Origin of the sequence: Aureimonas flava (assembly GCF_003583935.1) — a bacterium.
Taxonomy (GTDB): domain Bacteria; phylum Pseudomonadota; class Alphaproteobacteria; order Rhizobiales; family Rhizobiaceae; genus Aureimonas; species Aureimonas flava.
On the sequence record NZ_QYRN01000013.1, the window covers coordinates 1 to 20,691 of the forward strand.

17 protein-coding genes, 1 tRNA gene and 1 pseudogene are annotated in these 20,691 nt (G+C 70.2%); 9 read left to right on the top strand and 10 right to left on the bottom strand.

Going from position 1 to position 20,691, the window contains the following annotated elements; genetic code table 11:
• Positions 1-120: 120 nt before the first annotated feature.
• From D3218_RS18150 to D3218_RS18175, 6 genes and pseudogenes are all read right to left on the bottom strand, one after another.
• A pseudogene (locus D3218_RS18150) lies at positions 121-582 on the bottom strand (Arm DNA-binding domain-containing protein); the annotation flags it as partial.
• Positions 583-898: 316 nt separating this feature from the next.
• The gene (guaA, locus tag D3218_RS18155; RefSeq protein ID WP_119541499.1) at positions 899-2,455 is read right to left on the bottom strand and encodes a glutamine-hydrolyzing GMP synthase; all 1,557 of its coding nucleotides are present in this window, start codon (positions 2,453-2,455) and stop codon (positions 899-901) included.
• A gap of 9 nt (positions 2,456-2,464) precedes the next feature.
• Positions 2,465-3,133 (bottom strand): 5'-methylthioadenosine/S-adenosylhomocysteine nucleosidase, encoded by a 669-nt coding sequence (locus D3218_RS18160; protein ID WP_119541500.1) that lies wholly within the window; start codon positions 3,131-3,133, stop codon positions 2,465-2,467.
• Complete coding sequence (locus D3218_RS18165; RefSeq protein ID WP_119541501.1) at positions 3,130-3,582, bottom strand: TspO/MBR family protein; 453 nt, start codon at positions 3,580-3,582, stop codon at positions 3,130-3,132. The genes D3218_RS18160 and D3218_RS18165 overlap by 4 nt, the downstream gene beginning before the upstream one ends.
• Positions 3,579-4,877: an RsmB/NOP family class I SAM-dependent RNA methyltransferase gene (locus tag D3218_RS18170; protein ID WP_119541502.1), complete on the bottom strand. Its 1,299-nt coding sequence runs from the start codon at positions 4,875-4,877 to the stop codon at positions 3,579-3,581. Before D3218_RS18170 ends, D3218_RS18165 begins: the two co-directional genes overlap by 4 nt.
• Before the next feature lie 126 nt (positions 4,878-5,003).
• Positions 5,004-6,509, bottom strand: a complete 1,506-nt coding sequence (locus D3218_RS18175; protein WP_119541503.1) for a catalase — start codon at positions 6,507-6,509, stop codon at positions 5,004-5,006.
• 98 nt (positions 6,510-6,607) lie between these two features.
• Between D3218_RS18175 and D3218_RS18180 the strand changes: the two genes are divergently transcribed.
• On the top strand, positions 6,608-7,519 hold the full coding sequence (locus D3218_RS18180; RefSeq protein ID WP_119541504.1) for a LysR substrate-binding domain-containing protein: 912 nt from the start codon (positions 6,608-6,610) through the stop codon (positions 7,517-7,519).
• Here the strand turns inward: D3218_RS18180 and guaB are convergent.
• Positions 7,498-9,003 carry an IMP dehydrogenase gene (guaB, locus tag D3218_RS18185; RefSeq protein ID WP_119541505.1) on the bottom strand — a complete coding sequence of 502 codons (1,506 nt, stop codon included), beginning with the start codon at positions 9,001-9,003 and terminating at the stop codon, positions 7,498-7,500. The genes D3218_RS18180 and guaB overlap by 22 nt on opposite strands.
• A 111-nt stretch (positions 9,004-9,114) precedes the next feature.
• Positions 9,115-10,113: an MBL fold metallo-hydrolase gene (locus D3218_RS18190; RefSeq protein WP_119541506.1), complete on the bottom strand. Its 999-nt coding sequence runs from the start codon at positions 10,111-10,113 to the stop codon at positions 9,115-9,117.
• A 181-nt stretch (positions 10,114-10,294) separates the two neighbouring features.
• Here D3218_RS18190 and D3218_RS18195 point away from each other — a divergent pair, with 181 nt between their 5' ends.
• Positions 10,295-11,683 (top strand): MFS transporter, encoded by a 1,389-nt coding sequence (locus D3218_RS18195; RefSeq protein ID WP_119541507.1) that lies wholly within the window; start codon positions 10,295-10,297, stop codon positions 11,681-11,683.
• Positions 11,684-11,695: 12 nt separating this feature from the next.
• Here D3218_RS18195 and D3218_RS18200 read toward each other — a convergent pair whose 3' ends face one another.
• On the bottom strand, positions 11,696-12,445 hold the full coding sequence (locus D3218_RS18200; protein WP_119541508.1) for an RlmE family RNA methyltransferase: 750 nt from the start codon (positions 12,443-12,445) through the stop codon (positions 11,696-11,698).
• Positions 12,445-13,818 (bottom strand): Ppx/GppA phosphatase family protein, encoded by a 1,374-nt coding sequence (locus tag D3218_RS18205; protein ID WP_245415110.1) that lies wholly within the window; start codon positions 13,816-13,818, stop codon positions 12,445-12,447. The genes D3218_RS18200 and D3218_RS18205 overlap by 1 nt, the downstream gene beginning before the upstream one ends.
• Positions 13,819-14,224: 406 nt before the next feature.
• Between D3218_RS18205 and D3218_RS18210 the strand changes: the two genes are divergently transcribed.
• The 7 genes from D3218_RS18210 to D3218_RS18240 all read left to right on the top strand — a co-directional run bounded on the left by D3218_RS18210 (position 14,225) and on the right by D3218_RS18240 (position 20,509).
• Positions 14,225-14,298 (top strand) — tRNA-Gln (locus tag D3218_RS18210).
• 128 nt (positions 14,299-14,426) lie between these two features.
• Complete coding sequence (locus D3218_RS18215; protein WP_119541509.1) at positions 14,427-15,359, top strand: LysR family transcriptional regulator; 933 nt, start codon at positions 14,427-14,429, stop codon at positions 15,357-15,359.
• Positions 15,360-15,431: 72 nt separating this feature from the next.
• Positions 15,432-16,679 (top strand): CaiB/BaiF CoA transferase family protein, encoded by a 1,248-nt coding sequence (locus D3218_RS18220; protein ID WP_119541510.1) that lies wholly within the window; start codon positions 15,432-15,434, stop codon positions 16,677-16,679.
• A complete protein-coding gene (locus D3218_RS18225) occupies positions 16,676-17,605 on the top strand; it encodes a hydroxymethylglutaryl-CoA lyase (protein ID WP_119541511.1) in 930 nt (309 codons plus the stop codon). Before D3218_RS18220 ends, D3218_RS18225 begins: the two co-directional genes overlap by 4 nt.
• A 215-nt stretch (positions 17,606-17,820) precedes the next feature.
• Positions 17,821-18,639, top strand: a complete 819-nt coding sequence (locus D3218_RS18230; RefSeq protein WP_119541549.1) for an ABC transporter ATP-binding protein — start codon at positions 17,821-17,823, stop codon at positions 18,637-18,639.
• Positions 18,636-19,424 carry an ABC transporter permease gene (locus D3218_RS18235; RefSeq protein WP_119541512.1) on the top strand — a complete coding sequence of 263 codons (789 nt, stop codon included), beginning with the start codon at positions 18,636-18,638 and terminating at the stop codon, positions 19,422-19,424. Before D3218_RS18230 ends, D3218_RS18235 begins: the two co-directional genes overlap by 4 nt.
• A 44-nt stretch (positions 19,425-19,468) precedes the next feature.
• A complete protein-coding gene (locus D3218_RS18240) occupies positions 19,469-20,509 on the top strand; it encodes an ABC transporter substrate-binding protein (protein WP_119541550.1) in 1,041 nt (346 codons plus the stop codon).
• The last annotated feature ends 182 nt before the right edge of the window (positions 20,510-20,691 follow it).

Below are 20,691 nucleotides of genomic sequence, written 5' to 3' on the forward strand. Positions count from 1 at the left end.
TCACGGTGATCCATCACCATCCGAACCGCACGGGCGCGGACCTCGGGACTAAACGGCGGTGTTCTCTTCGTCATGGCTCCATCCTCTCAAGAGTTGGAGCCTCCGACAAACCCGGGGCGGTTCATTCACCTTCTCGCACATCGCGCGCAGATCCTCAGGCAGAATCTCGTGCAGGAGCCGGTTCCGGAAGGTCGGCAGAATATCGCGCTCGAAGATGGTGCGGCGCATGGCGCGGGTGCTATCGGCCATTCGCGCGTCTTGCAGCCAGCGCTCGCCAAATTCGCCGAAACTCTTGGCTTCCTTGATCCGCCGCTTCTCGCGTCGCTTTTCGAACGCAGGCGAGACGCCATCCTGAATCATCAGTTTGGCCTCGATCAGCTTCTCTCGGGCGCGCGCAAGCGAAACGCCCGTTGGGCCGTACCTGCCAATGATCACCGTTTCCCGGCGCCCGTTCAAACGGTAGTCGACGCGGAAGGTCAACGCGCCGGTCGGCGACACCAACAGGTACATCCCGTCGCGGTCCGTCACCTTGTACATTTTATCTCGTGGTCTCAAAGCCTTAATGGCGGCGTCTGTAAGCATTCTTCCCTCCGAAACAGGACCGAAAGCGGAGAAAGCCACTAAAAAGTACGTCAGCCGTTTTTAGCCCATCATTCGGAAATTTTTATCTTAATTTCCAATGCGTTATGGTCAAAAAAAGTCCGTCAGCAGCTCTCACGCCCCTGACGGTACTTTCAAAAGATCAATTGAGCAAGTTTGTGGGGACCGCCGAAAAGTCCGTCACCTGTGACGCTTACCCCACGATAGATTCCGAAACATGCAGAAGTATTTTTCGTTTTATATCATCGACTTGCTGGAAGTTATGGCGTAGTATTAGATACCCTCGGATAGGCCTGAATCATTCCCACTCGATCGTGCCGGGCGGCTTGGACGTGATGTCGTAGACCACGCGGTTGATGCCGCGCACCTCGTTGATGATGCGCGTCGCCGCGTTGCCGAGGAACTCCATGTCGTAGGGGTAGAAATCCGCTGTCATGCCGTCCACCGAGGTCACGGCGCGCAGGGCGCAGACGAACTCGTAGGTGCGCCCGTCGCCCATCACGCCGACCGTCTGGACGGGCAGGAGCACGGTGAAGGCCTGCCAGATCGCGTCGTAGAGCCCGGCCTTGCGGATCTCGTCCAGGTAGATCGCGTCGGCCTGGCGCAGGATGTCGAGCTTCTCGCGCGTGACGCCGCCGGGGCAGCGGATCGCAAGGCCCGGACCCGGGAAAGGATGGCGGCCGACGAAACGGTCCGGCAGGCCGAGCTCGCGGCCGAGCTCGCGCACCTCGTCCTTGAACAGCTCGCGCAGGGGCTCCACGAGCTTCATGTTCATGCGCTCGGGCAGGCCGCCCACGTTGTGGTGCGACTTGATCGTCACCGACGGGCCGCCGGTGAAGGACACGCTCTCGATCACGTCGGGATAGAGCGTTCCTTGCGCCAGGAACTCGGCGCCGCCGATCTTGGCGGCTTCGGCCTCGAAGGTCTCGATGAACAGGCGGCCGATCGTCTTGCGCTTGACCTCGGGATCCATCTCCCCTTCCAGCGCGTCGAGGAACATGTCCTGCGCCTGCACGTGGACGAGCGGGATGTTGTAGTGGTCGCGGAACATGCCCACGACTTCCTCGGCCTCGCCCATGCGCAGGAGGCCGTGGTCGACGAAGATGCAGGTGAGTTGGTCGCCGACCGCCTCGTGCAGCAGGATCGCCGCCACCGAGGAATCCACGCCGCCCGAAAGGCCGCAGATCACCTTGGCCTTGCCGACCTTGGCGCGGATCTCCTCGATCGCCTGGGCGCGGAAGGCGGCCATGGTCCAGTCGCCCGGCAGGCCGGCGATGCGATGGACGAAGTTGGAGATGAGCTTGGCGCCGTCCGGCGTGTGGACCACTTCCGGGTGGAACTGGACGCCGTAGAAGCGCCGCGCCTCGTCGGCGATGGCGGCGAACGGCGCGCCGGGCGAGGTGGCGACGATCTCGAAGCCCTTGGGCAGCGCGGTGACCCGGTCGCCGTGGCTCATCCAGACCTGGTGGCGCGTGCCTTCGGCCCAGATCCCGTCGAACAGCGGCGAGCCCTTCTGCACCTCGAGGAAGGCGCGTCCGAACTCGCGGTGCAGCCCGCCCTCGATCCGGCCGCCGAGCTGGGCGCACATGGTCTGCTGCCCGTAGCAGATGCCCAGAACCGGCACGCCCGCGTCGAAGATCGCGTCCGGCGCGCGCGGCGAGTTCTCCTCCGTGGTGGAGGCGGGCGAGCCCGACAGGATCACCGCGCGCGGCTTGAGGCGGCGGAAGCCTTCCTCGGCCGACTGGAACGGCACGATCTCAGAATAGACGCCGGCCTCGCGAACGCGACGCGCGATGAGCTGCGTCACCTGGGAGCCGAAATCGACGATGAGGATGTTGTCGGGGTGCTGGGTCATGGCGGACTTCTAGTCAGGCGCCGCCGAAAAACAAGGGGGCTCGGGCGACCAGCCCGGCAGGGTCTCGGCAAGGCGGTCGAGGGCGTCGGCGAGGCGCCCGTCGATCAGCGGCAGGAGCGCCGTCCAGTCGTCGAGGCGGTGCAGCTCGCTCACCCCGTCGGAGATGCCGCGCAGGCCGATCAGCGCGACCCCGAAGCGCTGGCAGGCGCGCAGCACCGCGAAGGTCTCCATGTCCACCATGTCGGCGTCGATGGCGCGGTAGGCCGCGCCGCTGACGATGTCCGCCCCCGACGAGAGGCGCGCCGTCGGCAGGCCGGGCAGCGGGGTCGGCAGCGGCATTTCCGGCGGCAGGTCGAGAAAGGGCGTCACGCCGCGCGCGAAGCCGAGCGGGCTCGCATCCATGTCGCGCCAGGACACGTGCGAGGCCTGGTAGATCGCGCCCTGCTCCAGCGTCGCCGAACCGGCCGAGCCGAGCGACACCACGAGATCGGGCATCTGCCCGCGCGCGGCGCAGGCGCCGAGCGCGCAGGCCGTGGCGACGCCCGCCTCGATCGGCCCGACGCCGGTGACGAGCGGCCGGATGCGCGCCCGCAGCGCCGGCCCGTATTCGGGCAAGGCCGCGAGGGCGAACAGCACGCGGCGGCCGCCCACGGTCTCCAGGGGGACCTCGAACCTCATCCGTTCAGCCTCCAGATCGCCGCGTTGAGAAGCGTCGCATAGGACACCCAGGCCGCATAGGGCACGAAGCACCAGAAGGCGATCGGGTCTCGCCCGCCGGTGCGCGCCATGAAGGCCAGGATCGCCGCCAGCATCCCGAGGATCACCACCAGCGCCGGCAGCACCGCATGGGCGCTGAAGAACAGCGGCGACCACAGGAAGTTCAGCGCCATCTGCACCGCCCAGGCGACGACCGCGCGCCGGTTGGCCGCCCGGAAGGCACGCCAGCCGGCCACCGCGATTAGGACGTAGAGCACGGTCCAGGTCGGCGCGAAGATCCAGTCGGGCGGATTGAACCACGGCTTCTCGAGATGGCGGTACCAGTCGTCCGGCGTGTTGCGGGCGCCGACGAACAACCCGCCGCCGAGCGACACGGCGAGAAACGCGAGAAGGCTCAGCCAGCGCATCATGGCGTCCGCTCCAGGAGCGCGAAGAAGAAGCCGTCCGTGCCCGAGCGCAGGGGCGTCAGCGTCAGCACGGAGCCGGCCGCGATGCGCTCGGCGTGGTAGGCGGGGCCCGCGGCGGGGAGCCTGTCGGCCCAGAGCGCCTCGGCGTCCGCCAGCCGCCAGCCCGGCATGCGCCCGAGAAAGGCCTCCACCCGCTCGGCGTTCTCGGCCCGGAGCACCGAGCAGGTGATATAGGCGAGGCGCGCGCCCGGCTTGGCGAAGCGCGCCGCCGCGTCCAGCACCTTGTCCTGCTCGCCGGTGCGCTTGGCGAGCTGCGCCTCGTTGAGGCGCCACTTGGCGTCCGGCCGGCGGCGCCAGGTGCCGGTGCCGGTGCAGGGCGCGTCGACCACCACGAGGTCCATCGTGCCATGCAGCGGCGTCAGGTCGTCGCGCGGCGCGTGGACGGTGACCGACGAGGCGCCGGCGCGCGCCAGCCGATCCCAGATCGGGGCGAGGCGCTGGCGGTCGGCGTCGAAGGCGTGGATCTCGGCCTGGTTGTCCGAGGCGGCTGCGAGCGCCAGCGTCTTGCCGCCGGCCCCGGCACAGTAGTCGAGCACGCGTTCGCCGGCTCGCGCACCGCACAGGAGCGCCGCGACCTGCGAGCCCTCGTCCTGGATCTCGAAGGCGCCGGTCTGGAAGCCGCGCTCCACCTGGACGTTGGGATGCCGCCCCTCGCCCGCGATCGGCGCGACGCGGAGGCCGACCGGCGAGAGCGGGGTCGGCCCCGCGCCGAACGGCGCAAGCTCGGCCTCGACCTCGCCGCGGGCCGCCTTCAGCGTGTTGACGCGCATGTCGAGCGGCGGACGGTCGGAGAGCGCCCGCGCCTCCGCGATCCAGTCGTCGCCGAGCGCGGCTCGGAGCGGCTCGGCCAGCCAGTCCGGCACGTCGGCGGCGACCGCCGGCTCGCTCCCCTCCGCGCCCGCCCGGCGAAAGCGCGCGAGCACGGCGTCGTCGGGCAGCGGCGGCGCGAAGCGGTCGCCGTCCAGAGCCGCGCGAAGCTCGGCGGGGTCCATGCCGGAGGAGTCGAGAAAGGCGCCGAAGACGAGCGGCCCGGTCGCGTCGGTGCCCATGCGGTGCGCCAGCGAGCGGCGGCGGCGCAGCACGTCGTAGACGAGGTTGCCGATGGCCGAGCGGTCGCCCGAGCCGGCGAAGCGGTGCGACAGGCCCCAGTCCTTCAGCGCATCCGCCACCGGGCGCCGGCGCGAGGCCATGTCGTCCAACACCTCGACCGCCGCCGCGATCCGCCCGCCAAGCCGCATGACACCTCGTCTCCGTTTCTCGAAGGGCTTGGTAGTCCGGCCGCACGCCGACCACAAGCCGAGGGCGGGACGCGAAAAGGGCCGGGATCGCTCCCGGCCCTTCCTTTCCCGCTCGTGCGCGTCGCCCTACTCGGCGGCCGCCGAGTGGCTGGTCGTCAGGCTCGCCTCGGCGTCGTCGCGCACCTGGCTCGCCAGTGCCCGGCGGATGCCGGCGCCGTAGTCGGCATGCACCTTGTCGAAATGGCCGAGCTGGCGCTCCACGATGAAGTCCGGCACGCCCTGCATGGCGCCCGCGATGGTCGCGAACAGGCGCTCCTTGTGGGCGTCGTCGAACATCTGGAACAGCGCGCGCGGTTGGCTGTAGTGGTCGGCCTCGGCGCGATACTCGTAGCGGCCGACCTCGCCCGCGTAGCGGTGCGGCGGCTCGGCGACGCTCGGATCCTCGACCGGCCCGCCGAACGAGTTGGGCTCGTAGTAGGCGTCCGGGTTGGTCATCAGGCCGAAGGGCATCGAGCCGTCGCGATTGTAGTGGTTCACCGGCGAGCGCGGCTTGTTGACCGGCAGCGACTCGTAGTGGACGCCGATGCGGTAGCGATGCGCGTCCGGATACGAGAACAGGCGGCCCTGCAGCATCTTGTCCGGCGAGAAGCCGATGCCCGGCACCACGTTGGACGGGTTGAAGGCCGACTGCTCGATCTCGGTGAAGTAGTTGTCCGGGTTGCGGTTCAGCTCGAACTCGCCGACCTTGATCAGCGGATACATGCCGTGCGGCCAGACCTTGGTAAGGTCAAAGGCGCTCCACCCGGTCTTCTCCTCGAAGGCCTCGGCCTCCATCTCCGGCATCACCTGCACGAAGAAGTCCCACTTCGGGAACCGGCCGGCCTCGATCATGCCGTAGAGGGCTTCCTGGTAGCTCTCGCGCGACTTGGAGATGACCTTTTCGGCCTCCTCGTTGGTGAAGGTCTTGTGGCCCTGCTTCGTCTTGAAGTGGAACTTCACCCAGAAGCGCTCGCCCGCGTCGTTCCAGAACGAGAACGTGTGCGAGCCGTAGCCGTTCATGCGGGAGGGGTCGACCGGGATGCCGCGGTCCGACATCAGGATCGTCACCTGGTGCAGCGACTCGGGGCAGAGCGACCAGAAGTCCCACATGGCCGTCGCCGAGCGCAGGTTGCTGCGCGGGTGGCGCTTCTGCGTGTGGATGAAGTCCGGGAACTTGTAGGGGTCGGCGACGAAGAACACCGGCGTGTTGTTGCCGACGACGTCCCAGTTGCCCTCGTCGGTGTAGAACTTCAAGGAGAAGCCGCGCACGTCGCGCTCGGCATCCGCCGCGCCCTGCTCGCCGGCGACCGTGGAGAAGCGGGCCAGCATCTCGGTCTGCTTGCCGACCGCGGAGAACACCTTGGCGCGCGAGTAGCGCGTGATGTCCTCGGTCACGGTCAGGGTGCCGTAGGCACCCCAGCCCTTGGCGTGCACGACGCGCTCGGGAACGCGCTCGCGGTTCTGGTGCGCCAGCTTCTCGATGAGCTGGTAGTCCTCCAGCAGCACCGGGCCGTTGCGGCCGACCGTCTTGGAATTCTGGTTGCTCGAGAGCGGCGCGCCGGCCGTCGTCGTGAGCCGCGGTGTGTCGGTCATGGAACTCTCCGTGATCAGGTTGGAAACATTCCAACCCGATTCCCTCGATAGTTTCCAATCGTATTTACTCGGCCGATCGATAGGATTATCCGATCGCGATGTTCACCATTCGCCAGTTCCGCTATTTCGAGGCCCTCGCCGAGACGCTGCATTTCGGGCGTGCGGCCAAGCGGCTCAACATCTCGCAGCCGGCGCTCTCGGCGCAGATCGCGCAGATGGAGACGGACTTCGGCACCGCCCTTTTCGAGCGGCGGCCGAACGGGGTTTCGATGACGGCGGAAGGGGATACCGTGGCCCGCCGCGTCCGGCGCATCCTCGCCGAGGTGCGGGACCTGGAGGCGCTCGCCCGCGCCAGCGACGAGCTTCTCGTCGGGCAGCTCCGGCTCGGCATCATCGCCTCGCTCGCGCCCTATCTCCTGCCGGGCCTCCTGGCGGAGCTGTCGCGGTCGTTCCCGCGCCTCGCCGTCGGGGTGCGGGAAAACGTCACGGCGCAGCTTGCGGACGAGCTGGCGCGCGGCGAGCTCGACTGCGTGGTCCAGGCCCTTCCCGTCGAGCGGAAGGGCGTCGAGACGATGCCGCTCGGCGTCGACCCGTTCCTGCTCGCGGTGCCGGAGGCGAGCGCCGCGCGCATCCCCGTGCCCGTCGCGCCGGAGCGGCTGGAGGGGGAGCGGCTGATCCTGCTGGAAGAAGGGCACTGCCTGCGCGACCAGGCGCTGGACGTGTGCCGGATCGCCGAATCGCGCGATCTCGCCACGCTCGGCGCGACCAGCCTCAACACGCTGATGCGCATGGTGGCCGGCGGGCTCGGCGTCACGCTCGTGCCGCAATGCGCGGTGGCGGCGGAGGGGCGCGCCGGCGGCATCGCCTTCCTGCCCTTCCGGGAGCCGGCACCCGAGCGCACGCTGGTGCTAGCGTTCCGCTCGTCGTCGGGCCGCCGCTCGGACTTCGAGCGGCTGGCCGAGCTGATGCGCGCCTGCCTCGCCGAGGCTCAGGCGCCGAAGCCGGGGTAGTTCGGGCTCTCGCGCGTGATCGTCACGTCGTGGGCGTGGCTCTCGCGCAGGCCCGCGTTGGAGATGCGCACGAAGGTCGCCTTCTCACGGAACTCCGGCAGCGTGGCGGCGCCGGTATAGCCCATGGCCGCGCGCAGGCCGCCGGTGAGCTGGTGCAGAACCGCGCCCACGGCGCCCTTGTAGGCCACCTGCCCCTCGATGCCCTCGGGCACGAGCTTCAGCGTGTCGCGCACCTCGGCCTGGAAGTAGCGGTCGGCCGAGCCGCGCGCCATGGCGCCCACCGAGCCCATGCCGCGATACGCCTTGAACGAGCGGCCCTGGTGCAGATAGACCTCGCCGGGGCTCTCCTCGGTGCCCGCGAGAAGCGAGCCGACCATGGCGGCCGAAGCGCCCGCCGCCAGCGCTTTCGCGAGATCGCCGGAATACTTGATGCCGCCGTCCGCGATCACCGGCACGCCCGCCTTGTCGGCGACGTTCACCGCATCCATGATCGCCGAGAGCTGCGGGACGCCGACGCCGGCGACGATGCGCGTGGTGCAGATCGAGCCCGGCCCGATGCCGACCTTGATGCCGTCGGCACCCGCGTCGATCAGCGCCTGCGCCCCGCCGGGGGTCGCCACGTTGCCGGCGATGACCTGCACCTCGTTGGACATCGTCTTGACGCGCGCGACGGCGTCCAGGACGCGCTGCGAATGGCCGTGCGCGGTGTCCACGACGATCAGGTCGATCCCGGCGTCGATCAGGCGCTCGGCGCGCTCGAACCCGTCGTCGCCGACGCTGGTGGCGGCGGCCGCCAGCAGACGGCCCTGCGCGTCCTTGGCGGCGTTGGGGTTGAGCTGCGACTTCTCGATGTCCTTCACGGTGATGAGGCCGATGCAGTGGCCCTCGCCGTCCACCACCAGGAGCTTCTCGATCCGATGCTTGTGCAGGAGGCGCTTGGCCTCCTCCTGGTCCACCGTCTCGCGCACGGTCACGAGCCCTTCGCGCGTCATCAGCTCGAAGATCTTCTGACGGTCGTCGGAGGCGAAGCGGACGTCGCGGTTGGTCAGGATGCCGACGAGGCGGCCCTTGGTCTGGCCGCCGCGCCCGGCGTTCTCGACCACGGGAATGCCCGAGATGCGGTGCGCCTGCATCAGCGCGCGCGCGTCGCCCAGCGTCGCGTCCGGCCCGATCGTGACCGGGTTCACCACCATGCCCGACTCGAACTTCTTGACCTGCCGGACCTCTTCGGCCTGCTCCGCCGGCGTCAGGTTGCGGTGGATCACGCCGATGCCGCCGGCCTGGGCCATGGCGATCGCGAGTCGCGACTCGGTGACCGTGTCCATCGCCGCCGAGAGGATGGGGATGTTGAGGTGGAGCGTGCGCGTGATGCGCGTCCTCACGTCCACCTGGCCCGGCATGACCTCGGAGTGGCCGGGCTGGAGCAGCACGTCGTCGAAGGTCAGTGCCAGCGCGCCGGTCGCGGTCTCGATGATGCGTGCCATTGCCAGTCCCTGAAAATGAATGCCGGCGCCCCCTCGGGAGCGCCGGCGTTTGTCGGATTGGCACGGGCTCGTAGCATGGGCCCCCACGAAAGGAAAGCTGACGGCGGGCGCTCAGCCGCCCGCCAGCATCTGGTAGGTCTCCGGCACGAAGCGGAACGCGTCGCCGTCCTGGCGCACGTAGCCAAAGCCGGGGAACGGAAGGTGATAGCCGAGAAGCGGCACCTTCGCCTCCGCGAGCATCGCGGCGAACTGCCGGCGCGTCTGCGCCGCCGCGGTCTTGTCCTGGTCGAAGCGCACCTGCCAGTCGGGCCGCTGGAACGAGACCACGAAATGGCTGAACGTGTCGGCCATCAGGAACAGACGCTCGCCGGCGGACGACACCTCGAACGCGAGCATGCCGGGCGTGTGGCCGAAGGCGGCACGCGCCGTCATCCCGGGCACGACCGCGTCGCCGTCGCCCAGGAGCGTGGTCTTGTCCGCCAGCGGCACCACGCTCGCCTCCACCGCCTTGGCGTTGTCGGCGCGCGGGCCGTTCTTGGCCTCGTCCGAGGTCCAGAACTCCATCTCCGTGCGCCCCACGGCGTAGCGCGCGTTGGCGAAGACCGGTGCGCCCGCCTCCATCAGGCCGCCGATATGATCGCCGTGCAGATGGGTCAGGACCACCAGCGTCACGTCCCCCGGCGTCACGCCCGCCTGCCCCATGCGTTGCGTCAGAAGGCCCATGCCGTTGGCGCGTCCGGCGGCGCCCATGCCGGTGTCCACCAGCACCAGCTCGTCGCCGAGCCGCAGGAGCACGGGCTGGAAGAAGTTCGCAAAACGCGCGGGCGGCAGGAGATTGTCCTCCATCAGCGCGCCGACGACCTCCTGGCTCTGGTCCTCGCCGAAGGTCGGGAACGGCCCCTCGCCCGGCCGGATGCCGTCGAGGATCACCGTCACCTCGGCATCGCCGATCTTGAAGCGCCGCCAGCCGGGGGCGAGAGGATGCGTGTCGCTCGTGGTTTCCATGGTCGATCCCTGCGCTGCGGCCGCGCGCGGCGTCAGCGTCCCGGCGACACCGCCGGCCGCCAGGAGCAGCGCGTTGCGGCGATTGAGTTCGAAGGCGTCGGACATCGGAGGCGGCCTCACGTTCGATCGGTTGGATGCGGATAATCGTGAAGATGGCCCAACAAGGCCTGCGCACAAGGCCATCGACGCCGCGATGCCCGTCGCGGACGCTCGGAGCGACTGGCGCAGACGCTAAGGTCGGCTTATATCCCACCCGGCGTCCCCCCGTCCTCCCGCCGAGCCTGTCTTGAAGCGCATCGTCCCCCTCGTCCTCGCCGTCGCGCTGTTCATGGAGAACATCGATTCCACGGTGATCGCGACCTCGCTCGCCACGATCGCGCGCGACATCGGCACGAGCCCCATCGCGTTGAAGCTGGCACTGACGAGCTACTACGTCGCGCTCGCCGTGTTCATTCCGATCTCGGGGCGGATGGCCGACCGGTTCGGCGCCAAGCCGGTGTTCCAGACGGCGATCGGCGTGTTCCTGGTCGGCTCGCTCGCCTGCGGCTTCGCCTCCTCGCTGGAAGGCTTCGTGATCGCCCGTTTCGTGCAGGGTATGGGCGGGGCGATGATGACGCCGGTGGGGCGGCTGCTCCTGGTGCGCGCGGTGCCGCGCTCCGACCTCGTGGGCGCCATGGCGTGGTTCACCATGCCTGCGCTGGTCGGGCCGCTGATCGGCCCGCCGCTCGGCGGAGCCATCGCCACCTTCGCCGACTGGCGCTGGATCTTCTTCATCAACATTCCGGTCGGAATCGCCGGCATGGCGCTGGCCCAGCGGTTCCTGCCGCGCGTGGAGCCGATGCGGGACGTCTCCTTCGACTGGGCGGGCTTCGTGCTCTCGGGCCTGGCCTGCGCGGGCGTGGTGTTCGGCCTTTCGGTGGTCTCGCTGCCCGCCCTGCCGCCGGCTGTCGGCATCGCCACCACGCTGGTGGGCGCCGTGTTCGCGCTTCTCTACGTGCGCCACGCGCGCCGCACGGCGCATCCGGTGGTTCGGCTCGAACTCCTGCGCATCGCCACGCTGCGCGCGTCGGTGATCGGCGGCTCGCTGTTTCGCATCGGCGCCGGGGCGACGCCCTTCCTGTTTCCGCTGATGCTGCAGATCGGCTTCGGCTACACAGCCTTCCAGTCCGGCCTCGTCAGCGCCGTGTCGATCGGCGGGGCGATGACCACCAAGGCGCTGATCAAGCCCATTCTCAAGCGTTTCGGCTTCCGCCCGACCCTGGTGGTCTCCGCCTTGATCGGCGGCTCGCTGATCGGGGCGATCGCCTTCTACGGCCCCGGGGTGCCGATCGGCGTGCTGATCGTCCTGATGCTGGTCGGCGGCTTCTTCCGCTCGATGTTCTTCACCGGCACCAACACGATCGCCTTCGCCGACGTGCCGCACAACCGCTCGGGTGACGCGACCTCCATGCTCGCGGCCTTCCAGCAGATCGCGATCGCCGGAGGCGTGGCGACGGCGGGCGGCATCCTTGAGGCGGGGATCGTGCTGCACGGCCGGGACCACGCCACCCTGGCCGACTTCTCGCTCGCGTTCCTGGCGGTCGGGCTGGTCACCATGCTGGCCGCGATCCCCTTCATGCGCCTGACGCGCGAGGCGGGGGCGGAGCTCGCCGGCCGGCGCGTGCCGGCTGAATAGCGGCGGCCGGCCTCAGCCGAGCGGGCCCGCCTCCCCGTCGTCGTCGTCCGACGCCGCCTCGGCGGCCGGGGCCGCGCCGCGCCCCTTGAAGCCCTTGGCCAGGAGGTAGAGCTCCACCGACCCCTCGCGCGAGGCCGGCGGCTTGACGTGGTGCACCGTGCGGAAGTTGCGCTTCAGCATGGCGAGAAGCTCGCCCTCGGTGCCGCCCTGGAAGGTCTTGGTGAGGAAATGGCCGCCGGGCCGCAGCGTGCGCACGGCGAAGTCCGCCGCCACCTCGCACAGGTGCATGGTGCGCAGGTGGTCGGTCCGGCGATGGCCGGTGGTGGGCGCGGCCATGTCGGACATCACGATGTCCGGGTCGCCGCCCAACGCCTCGATCAGCCGGTCGGGCGCCGTCTCGTCCAGGAAGTCGAGCTCCAGGATGGTGGCGCCCGGAATCGGGTCCACGGGCAGGTAGTCGATGCCCACGACATGCGCCTCGTCGGCGGAAGCGGCCGTGCGCTCCACCGCGATCTGGCACCAGCCGCCCGGCGCCGCGCCGAGGTCGACGATCCGCATGCCCTTCTGCAGGAGCTTGTAGCGATCGTCGATCTCGGTCAGCTTGTAGGCCGCGCGTGACCGGTAGCCGTCGATCTTGGACCGGCGCACGTAGGGATCGTTCAGCTGGCGCTGCAGCCATTCGCGCGACGACGCCTTGAGGCCGCGCTTCTTCTTGACCCGGACCGCAAAGCCCCGGTCGTCGCCCCGTCCCGAGCCTGCCATCAAACGGTCTGCCTTGCACTGGGCGGAACCGGGCGTCGCCAGACGCCGTCCGCCACCATCATTTCGGTCAGAAGCCCCTCGCGCAGGCCGCGATCGGCGACGCGCAGGGTCTTGGCGGGCCAGACGCGCCGGATCGCCTCCAGGATCGCGCAGCCGGCGAGCACGAGGTCGGCCCGCTCCGAGCCGATGCAGGGATTGGCCACCCGCTCCTCGAAGCTCCAGCCGGCGATCTTGCCGACCAGGCGGTCGATGTCGGGCGCGGCGAGCCAGAGCCCGTCCACCTGCCGCCGGTCGTAGCGCTCCAGCTCGAGCTGCACGCCGGCGAGCGTCGTCACGGTGCCCGAGGTGCCCAGGAGGTGGAACCCGTCGCGCCCCACGAGGTCGGCGAGCTTGCCTGCCCCGGGGAAGCGCGCGATCATCGCCTCCACCTCGCGGATCATCCGCTCGAACACCTCCGGCGGCACGTCGCGCCCGCCGTGGCGCTCGGCCAGCGTCACCACGCCCACGGGAAGCGATGTCCAGGCGACGATGTGGTTGGACAGGCGCCGGCTCGCGCCGCGCCGCAGGTCGAGCAGCGCGATCTCGGTGGATCCGCCGCCGATGTCGAAGAGAACCGCGCCCTTGGCCGAGCGATCCACCAGGGAGCCGCAGCCGGACACCGCCAGCCGCGCCTCGGTCTCGCGCGTGACGATCTCGAGCGACAGCCCCGTGTCGCGCTGGACGCGCTCGATGAACTCGGCGCCGTTGGCGGCCGAGCGGCAGGCCTCCGTCGCGATCAGCCGCGCGCCGGAAATCTCGCGCGCGGAGAGCTTCTGGCTGCAGACCTCCAGCGCGGCCACCGCCCGGTCCATCGCGGTGGCGGCGAGGCTGCCGGTACGCCCGAGGCCCTCGCCGAGGCGCACGATGCGCGAGAAGGCGTCGATCACCCGGAACTGGCCGGGGCGCGTCGGCACCGCGATCAGGAGCCGGCAGTTGTTGGTGCCGAGATCCAGCGCGGCATAGGCCGGCATGCGTCCCGCCTCGCCGTCCGGCCGCATCGCGCGTCGCGTCGGCGACGGCCGCGGCGGAGCGGCGACGGCCACCGGGGAATGCACGCCCGGCGAAGTGGCGGGCGTCGTGCCCGAACGGCCGCGCCCGCGCCGGCGGCGGCGCCCCTTGGCGGCCGGCCTCGCGGCGCTCTTCTCCGCCTCCGCCTCGCAACGCCCGCGCAGCGCGCGCTCGGCCTCGGTCAGCTTGGCGCTGAGCGCCGGCGGCAGGTCGTGCAACGCAGGGTCCCCCGCCGCCGGAAGGGAGACCGGGACGGCCTTGCGCCGACGACGGCGCTGGCGCTTCGACAGCCGACGCCCGGTCGCGCCGTCGTCCTCGCCGGCCACCGTCGCCGGCTCGCGCGTCGGCGCGGGAGAATCGGCGCGATTCGCAGCGCCCTCGCCCACCGGCCTGCCGAGAACCGCCGAAAGATCGCTGCCTAGGTGCCTGACTGCCGTTCGGTCTTGATGCTGCTCATGGATCACAATTCTTCTCCGGAGCCGGCCACGAAGGCGCTCCAAGCCCCGAAGGGCCAATGACGTTGCCCGGAGTGTAGCCGACCGGCCACGATGCACAAGGCGCAAGCCCGACGTTCCAACGAAAGCGAGCCCGCGGACATGCTTTCGCCCCAATGGCCTCGGCCGTCACGTCGGCTTCGCAAAGCGGTTGACGCCCACGCGCAAATCCCTTATCTCGCCGCTCACGGGACACGGCCGCCGAGGCCGACGCCCCGCCGCGAGAGCGGATCCCTGCTGGGGGATAGTTTAAGGGTAGAACAGCGGACTCTGACTCCGTTAGTCTTGGTTCGAATCCAGGTCCCCCAGCCACTCCTTCCCATCGCCGTCGCCACGTCTCGATCGGTCCGTCGACGCCGGTCGGGCGCTTCGTCCGCGCCTTGCCCTCCCCGGATGTCCGGCGCACAAGAGGCGGGCAGCAAGGCTCCGTCGATCCCCCGATGATTCCCTCTTCCCTCGTGCGCCGCGTCGACCTCGTCACGCTCCAGCTCTTCGTGACCGTATGCGAGGAGGAGCATCTGACGCGAGCGGCCGAGCGGGCGGGGATCGCGCCGTCCGCCCTATCCAAGCGCCTCGCCGAGCTGGAGGCGACGCTCGGCACCGAGCTCTTCCACCGCCATGCGCGCGGCATGGCGCCGACCGCTTCCGGCGAGACGCTGCTGCACCACGCCCGCTCCATCCTCCGTTCGGTGGACAAGATGGGCGCCGAGCTCGCCGACCACGCGCACGGGCTGCTCGGTCACGTGCGCATCCTCGCCAACATCTCCTCGATCGTCGAATTCCTGCCCGAGGACCTGTCGGACTTCTACCGCGCCAACGGGCGGGTGCGGATCGAGCTGGAGGAGCGCACCAGCTACGCGGTGGTGAAGGGCATCGAGGAGGGCGTCGGCGACATCGGCCTGTGCGTGTCCACCGTGGACAGCCGCGACCTCGCCGCCGCGCCCTACCGGCGGGACCGGCTGGTGCTGGCCGTCCGGCGCGACCATCCGCTGGCCCGGCGCGAGCGCGTCGGCTTCCTCGATACGCTCGACTACGAGCATATCGGCCTCCACCAGGACAGCGCGATCTATCGCCGCTCGGCCGTGGAGGCGGCCCATGCGGCGCGCGACGTGAAGCTGCGCATCCACGTGCCCGGCTTCGACGCGGTCCTGCGCATGGTGGAGAGCGGGCTCGGCGTCGGCCTCATCCCCGACCGCGCCTTCGCGGTGATCGCGCGCGGCATGGACCTCGTCGCCATACCGCTGACCGACCCTTGGGCGCACCGGGACCTGAAGCTCGTGTCCCGGGCGCCCGCGTCCCTGCCCCAGGCGACGCGGCTCCTGCGCAAGCATCTCCTGCGATGCGGCAGTTCGCCGACCGCGAACGGAGGTTGACCGGAGACGACTGGACCCCCTCCCCGCCCGCAACCAAAGTCGCCCCAACAAGCGGTTCGACGGGAGGCGGGCATGGACACCTGGAACGAGGCGGGCGTGCGCGAGGCGCCGGGCGCGGGTCCGCTCGCCGGGCTGCGCATCCTGGAGCTCGGCCACTTCGTGGCGGCCCCCTTCGCCACGCGCCTTCTCGCCGACCTCGGCGCGGACGTCGTGAAGATCGAGCCGCCCGGCGGCGATCCGGTGCGGCAATGGGGCGAGCAGGCCAACGGTCATTCGCCCTGGTGGTCCATGCACGCGCGCAACAAGCGCTGCGTGGCACTGGACCTCAAGCATCCGCGCGCTCGCGAGGTGGTGCTGCGCCTGGCGGCGGGGGCCGACGCGCTGGTCGAGAACTTCCGCCCCGGCCAGCTCGACCGGCTCGGCCTCGGCGAGGCCGCGCTGCGCGAGGCGCGCCCCGGCCTCGTGATCGGGCGCATCTCGGGCTTCGGCCAGGACGGGCCCTATCGCGACCGGGCGTCGTTCGGCGTGATCGGCGAGGCGATGGGGGGTCTGCGCTACCTCACCAACCATCCGCCCGAGGAGACCGACCTGCCGCCCTCGCGCGTCGGCATCTCGATCGGCGATTCGATCGCCGGGCTCTACGCCGCCTTCGGCGTCATGGCCGCCCTCTGGCAGCGCGACCGCGCGGGCGGCGCGCCCGGCCCCTTCACGCTCGACGTGGCGCTGACCGAGGCGATGCTGTCGATGATGGAGGGCACGCTGCCGGAATACGGCGTGTTCGGCACGGTGCGCCAGCCGCAGGGCTCGCGCATCAAGACCGCCGCGCCGACCAACGCCTATCCGACGCGCGACGGGCAATGGCTGCTGATCGCGGCCAACTCCGACCCGCTGTTCCGCCGCCTGGCGCGCGTGATCGGTCGGCCGGAGCTCGCCGACGATCCCGACTTCGCGGCCAATCCCGGGCGGCTCCGCCATGTCGAGCGGCTCGACGCCATCATCGCCGACTGGTCTCGCGAGCGGGATGCGGCGGAGGCCGACCGCATCCTCGGCGAGGCCGACATTCCCTCCACCCTGTGCTACAGCGCCGCCGACATCGCGGCCGACACGCAGTATCGCGAGCGCGGCATGGTGCGCGAGCTCGACGACCCGCTGATCGGCCGCGTGCTCCACGCAGGGGTGGTGCCCCATGTGCCCGAGGCGCCCGGCGGCATCCGCTGGACCGGGCCCGCCGTCGGCGCCCATACGGACGAGGTGCTCGCCGAGGCGGGCTTCGACGGGGCGGAGATCCGCGCCCTGCGCGAGGAAGGAGCCGTGCGATGAGCCCGCTGAACCGCCGGACCGCGGTGGAGATCGTCGAGGTCGCCCCGCGCGACGGTTTCCAGCCGATCGGCCCCTTCATCAAGACGGCCGCCAAGATCGACTTCGTGCGCCGGCTCCATGCGGCGGGCCTGCGCCGCATCGAGATCGGCTCCTTCGTCAGCGCCGCGGCCGTGCCGCAACTCGCCGACACGCCGGCCGTGCTGGACGCGGTGCGCGGCGAGGCCGGCCTCCTGTCCCAGATCCTGGTGCCGACGGAGCGGCGCGGCGCGGACGCGCTCGCCGCCCGGGCGCCCATGGTGGCCTACGTCCTGTCGGTGTCGGAGGCGCACAACCGCAACAACGTTCGGCGCACCCCGGCCGAATCGGCCGGGGACTACGCGCGGCTCGCCGCCCGAGTGCCGGCCGAGGTGCCGCTGCGCCTCAACCTCGCCACGGCCTTCGACTGCCCGTTCGCCGGCCGCGTCGAGCCGGCGGCGGTGCTGGCGCTTCTCGATCAGCTCGTGCCGCACCGGCCGGACGCGGAGATCTGCCTCTGCGATACAACCGGCCGCGCGGTTCCCGACGAGATGCGCCGCCTGTTCGGCGAGGCGATGGCACGGTTCCCCAAGGTGCGGCATTGGGCTATGCACGGCCACGACACCTACGGCCTCGGGCTTGCCAACGTCTTCGCCGCCTACGAGGAAGGCGTGCGCGTGTTCGATGGCGCGGCCGGCGGTCTCGGCGGTTGCCCGTTCGCGCCGGGCGCCACGGGCAACGTCGCCACGGAGGACGTCGCCTGGATGTTCGCCCGCATGGGCGTCGAGACGGGCATCGACATGGAGGCGCTGAGCCGCGTCGCCGAGGACGCGGCGCGCCTGCCGGGCGCGCAGTCGGGCGGGCGGGTGCGCGAGGCGCTCCGTTCGCGGCCCGCGACCTGCGCGGCATGATCGTTCGCCTTTGGGAAACGCCCGTTGCATCCTAAAGCATGTTCGGAAGCTAGTCGCTTCATCTAGTCTGCAACACCAACGACGTCGGGGAGGACGCCGATGACGATCAAAGGGGCGCTGGGCGCCGGGAGCGAAGGGCGGCGCGCGACGGCCGGGTGCGCGGTGACGTCGTGCTGAGCGCCGTGCGAGCCGCGCACGACGCGCAGCACGCCGCCGTGCCGGCCGCCGCGGCCGAGGCGATCGGCCTGTCCGGCGTCGAGATCGCCTTCCGCCTTGCCGGCGGCGGCCGTTTCGAGGCCGTCGCGCCCACCGACCTTTCGGTGCGCGAGGGCGAGTTCGTCGCCGTGGTCGGGCCGACCGGCTGCGGCAAGTCCACGCTTCTCAACGCGGCGGCCGGGCTTCTCAAGCCGACGGCGGGAAGCGTGCGCATCTTCGGCGAAGAGCTGTCGGGCCTCAACGCGCAGGCCGGCTACCTCTTCCAGCAGGATTCGCTGATGCCGTGGAAGACGGTGATCGACAACGTCTCGATCCCGCTGACCATCGCCGGCACGCCCCGCCGCGAGGCGCACGAGAGGGCGCGTGAATGGCTCGCCCGCGTCGGCCTCTCGGCCTTCGCCGACCGCTATCCGCACATGCTCTCGGGCGGCCAGCGCAAGCGCGTCGGCCTCGCCCAGGTGCTGATCCGCAACCCGCACATCCTTCTGATGGACGAGCCCTTCGGCCCGCTGGACGCGCAGACCCGCGTCATCATGGGCGGACTGCTGCTCGACCTCTGGTCGGCCGAGCGAAAGGCCGTGATGTTCGTGACCCACGACCTCGAGGAGGCGATCGCCCTGTCGGACCGGGTGGTGATCATGTCGGCCGGTCCGCGCGCGCGCATCATCGGGGACTACGAAATCCCCATCGCGCGTCCGCGCGAGATCGCCGACGTGCGGCTCGACCCGCTCTTCCACGACATCCATCGCGAGATCTGGAACGCCCTGAAGGAAGAGGTCGTGAAGGGTTACCGCCAGACCAACGGACTCTCCGCATGACCAGGCCGGTTCTGATCCTTCTGCAGGTCTCGGTGGCCGTGGTGGCGCTGGTCGTGTGGCACCTGTTCACCGCGACGGAGCTCTTCGGCAACCCGGCCAACGCCCGCTTCTTCTTCGCCACGCCGATCGACGTCGGCGAGCGCATCGTGGAATGGTTCGTTTCGGGCTCGATCTGGTACCACCTCGGCATCACCCTGGCGGAGTCGACGCTGGCCTTCGCGATCGGCTCGCTGGGCGGCGTCGCCATCGGCTTCTGGTTCGCGCGCAAGCCGATCCTGGCGATGGTGTTCGACCCCTACGTCAAGGCCGCCAACGCGCTGCCGCGCGTGGTGCTGGCGCCGATCTTCGCCCTGTGGCTGGGCCTCGGCATCTGGTCCAAGGTCGCGCTCGGCGTCACGCTGGTCTTCTTCATCGTCTTCTTCAACGTCTACCAGGGCGTCAAGGAAGTGAACCAGACCGTCCTGTCCAACGCGCGCATGCTCGGCATGACGGAGCGCCAGCTCCTGCGCCACGTCTACCTGCCGTCCGCCCTGTCCTGGATGTTCTCCTCGCTGCACACGGCGGTCGGCTTCGCCGTGGTCGGCGCGGTGGTGGGCGAGTATCTCGGATCCTCGGCCGGGCTCGGCTACCTGATCCAGCAAGCCGAAGGCGTCTTCGACGTGACGGGCGTCTTCGCCGGCATGTTCGTGCTGATGGGCTTCGTGCTGGTGATCGACGCCCTCGTGACGCTGGTCGAGGAACGGCTGCTCGTATGGCGCCCGCAGGCGCAGGTCGCCACCGCCTGATCCGACCCGACAATCCAGCCAAGGCCTTGGGAGGGGCCCATTCCATGAAACGCAGAGACTTTCTCATGGCCGGCGCGGGCGCCGCAGCCTTCGCCGCCCTGTCGGCCCGCCTGCCGGCCTTCGCACAGGACGCGGGCGCCGCGATCGAGAAGCCCTCGCTGACGCTCGGCGTCGGCGGCAAGCCGCTTCTCTACTACCTGCCGCTGACCATCGCCGAGCGGCGCGGCTTCTTCGAGGAGGAGGGCCTGACCGTCGCGATCAACGACTTCGGCGGCGGCGCCAAGTCGCTCCAGGCGCTGGTCGGAGGCTCGGTGGACGTGGTCACCGGCGCCTACGAGCATACGCTGCGCATGCAGCATCGGGGCCAGGACATCCGCGCCGTGGCGGACCTCGGCCGCTTCCCCGGCATCACCATCGCCGTGCGCTCCGCGCTCGCGGACGAGGTGAAGACGATCGCCGATCTGAAGGGCCGCGCCATGGGCGTCACCGCGCCCGGCTCCTCCACCGCGCTGATGCTGCAATACGCGCTGGTGAAGGCCGGCCTCAAGCCCGACGACGTGTCTTTGGTCGGCATCGGCGGCGGCACCAGCGCCGTGGCGGCGGTGAAGCGCGGCGAGATCGCGGGCCTCTCGCATCTCGACCCCGTGACCTCGCGCCTCGAGGTGGACGGCGACATCGTCCCCCTGATCGACACCCGCACGGAGGACGGCACGCGCCAGCTCTTCGGCGGCACCAACCCGGCCGCGACCGTCTACCTGCGCCACGACTTCGTGGAAGCCAACCCGGTGACCACGCAGCGCATCGTCAACGCCTTCCTGAAATCGCTCGCCTGGCTCCAGACCGCGACGCCCGACGAGGTGGCGGACAGCGTCCCCGAGGACTACCATTTCGGCGACCGCGAGTTCTACAAGACCGCCTTCGAGAAGGCCCGGCCGATGTACTCGCCCGACGGCGTCATCACCGAGGACGGCTTTCAGTCCATGCTGTCCATGCTGAAGACGCTGGAGCCCGACGAGTTCGGCAACGCCGAGATCGCCTTCGCCCAGACCTTCGACGACCGGTTCGTCACGGCCGCCAAGGGCTGAGGACCACGCCGCACCAGAGGTCGGGCGGCGCCGGGGCGGAAAGGCTCCGGCGCCGCCCGCGCGTTCGTTCACAGGAAAGTTGGCCCGACACCCTTGGCAACCCCGGAGGGGTCGTTAAATCGAGTGACGGCGTGTGCTGCGTGCGCCGAGGGCTTCCCTGAACCGACGGAGAATGGTGAAAC

Excerpts from the sequence above, each read along its gene's own strand:
- guaA (WP_119541499.1), bottom strand. The coding sequence starts at position 2,455 with ATGACCCAGCACCCCGACAACATCCTCATCGTCGATTTCGGCTCCCAG.
- D3218_RS18160 (WP_119541500.1), bottom strand. The coding sequence starts at position 3,133 with ATGAGGTTCGAGGTCCCCCTGGAGACCGTGGGCGGCCGCCGCGTGCTG.
- D3218_RS18165 (WP_119541501.1), bottom strand. The coding sequence starts at position 3,582 with ATGATGCGCTGGCTGAGCCTTCTCGCGTTTCTCGCCGTGTCGCTCGGC.
- D3218_RS18170 (WP_119541502.1), bottom strand. The coding sequence starts at position 4,877 with ATGCGGCTTGGCGGGCGGATCGCGGCGGCGGTCGAGGTGTTGGACGAC.
- D3218_RS18175 (WP_119541503.1), bottom strand. The coding sequence starts at position 6,509 with ATGACCGACACACCGCGGCTCACGACGACGGCCGGCGCGCCGCTCTCG.
- D3218_RS18180 (WP_119541504.1), top strand. The coding sequence starts at position 6,608 with ATGTTCACCATTCGCCAGTTCCGCTATTTCGAGGCCCTCGCCGAGACG.
- guaB (WP_119541505.1), bottom strand. The coding sequence starts at position 9,003 with ATGGCACGCATCATCGAGACCGCGACCGGCGCGCTGGCACTGACCTTC.
- D3218_RS18190 (WP_119541506.1), bottom strand. The coding sequence starts at position 10,113 with ATGTCCGACGCCTTCGAACTCAATCGCCGCAACGCGCTGCTCCTGGCG.
- D3218_RS18200 (WP_119541508.1), bottom strand. The coding sequence starts at position 12,445 with ATGGCAGGCTCGGGACGGGGCGACGACCGGGGCTTTGCGGTCCGGGTC.
- D3218_RS18215 (WP_119541509.1), top strand. The coding sequence starts at position 14,427 with ATGATTCCCTCTTCCCTCGTGCGCCGCGTCGACCTCGTCACGCTCCAG.
- D3218_RS18220 (WP_119541510.1), top strand. The coding sequence starts at position 15,432 with ATGGACACCTGGAACGAGGCGGGCGTGCGCGAGGCGCCGGGCGCGGGT.
- D3218_RS18225 (WP_119541511.1), top strand. The coding sequence starts at position 16,676 with ATGAGCCCGCTGAACCGCCGGACCGCGGTGGAGATCGTCGAGGTCGCC.
- D3218_RS18235 (WP_119541512.1), top strand. The coding sequence starts at position 18,636 with ATGACCAGGCCGGTTCTGATCCTTCTGCAGGTCTCGGTGGCCGTGGTG.
- D3218_RS18240 (WP_119541550.1), top strand. The coding sequence starts at position 19,469 with ATGAAACGCAGAGACTTTCTCATGGCCGGCGCGGGCGCCGCAGCCTTC.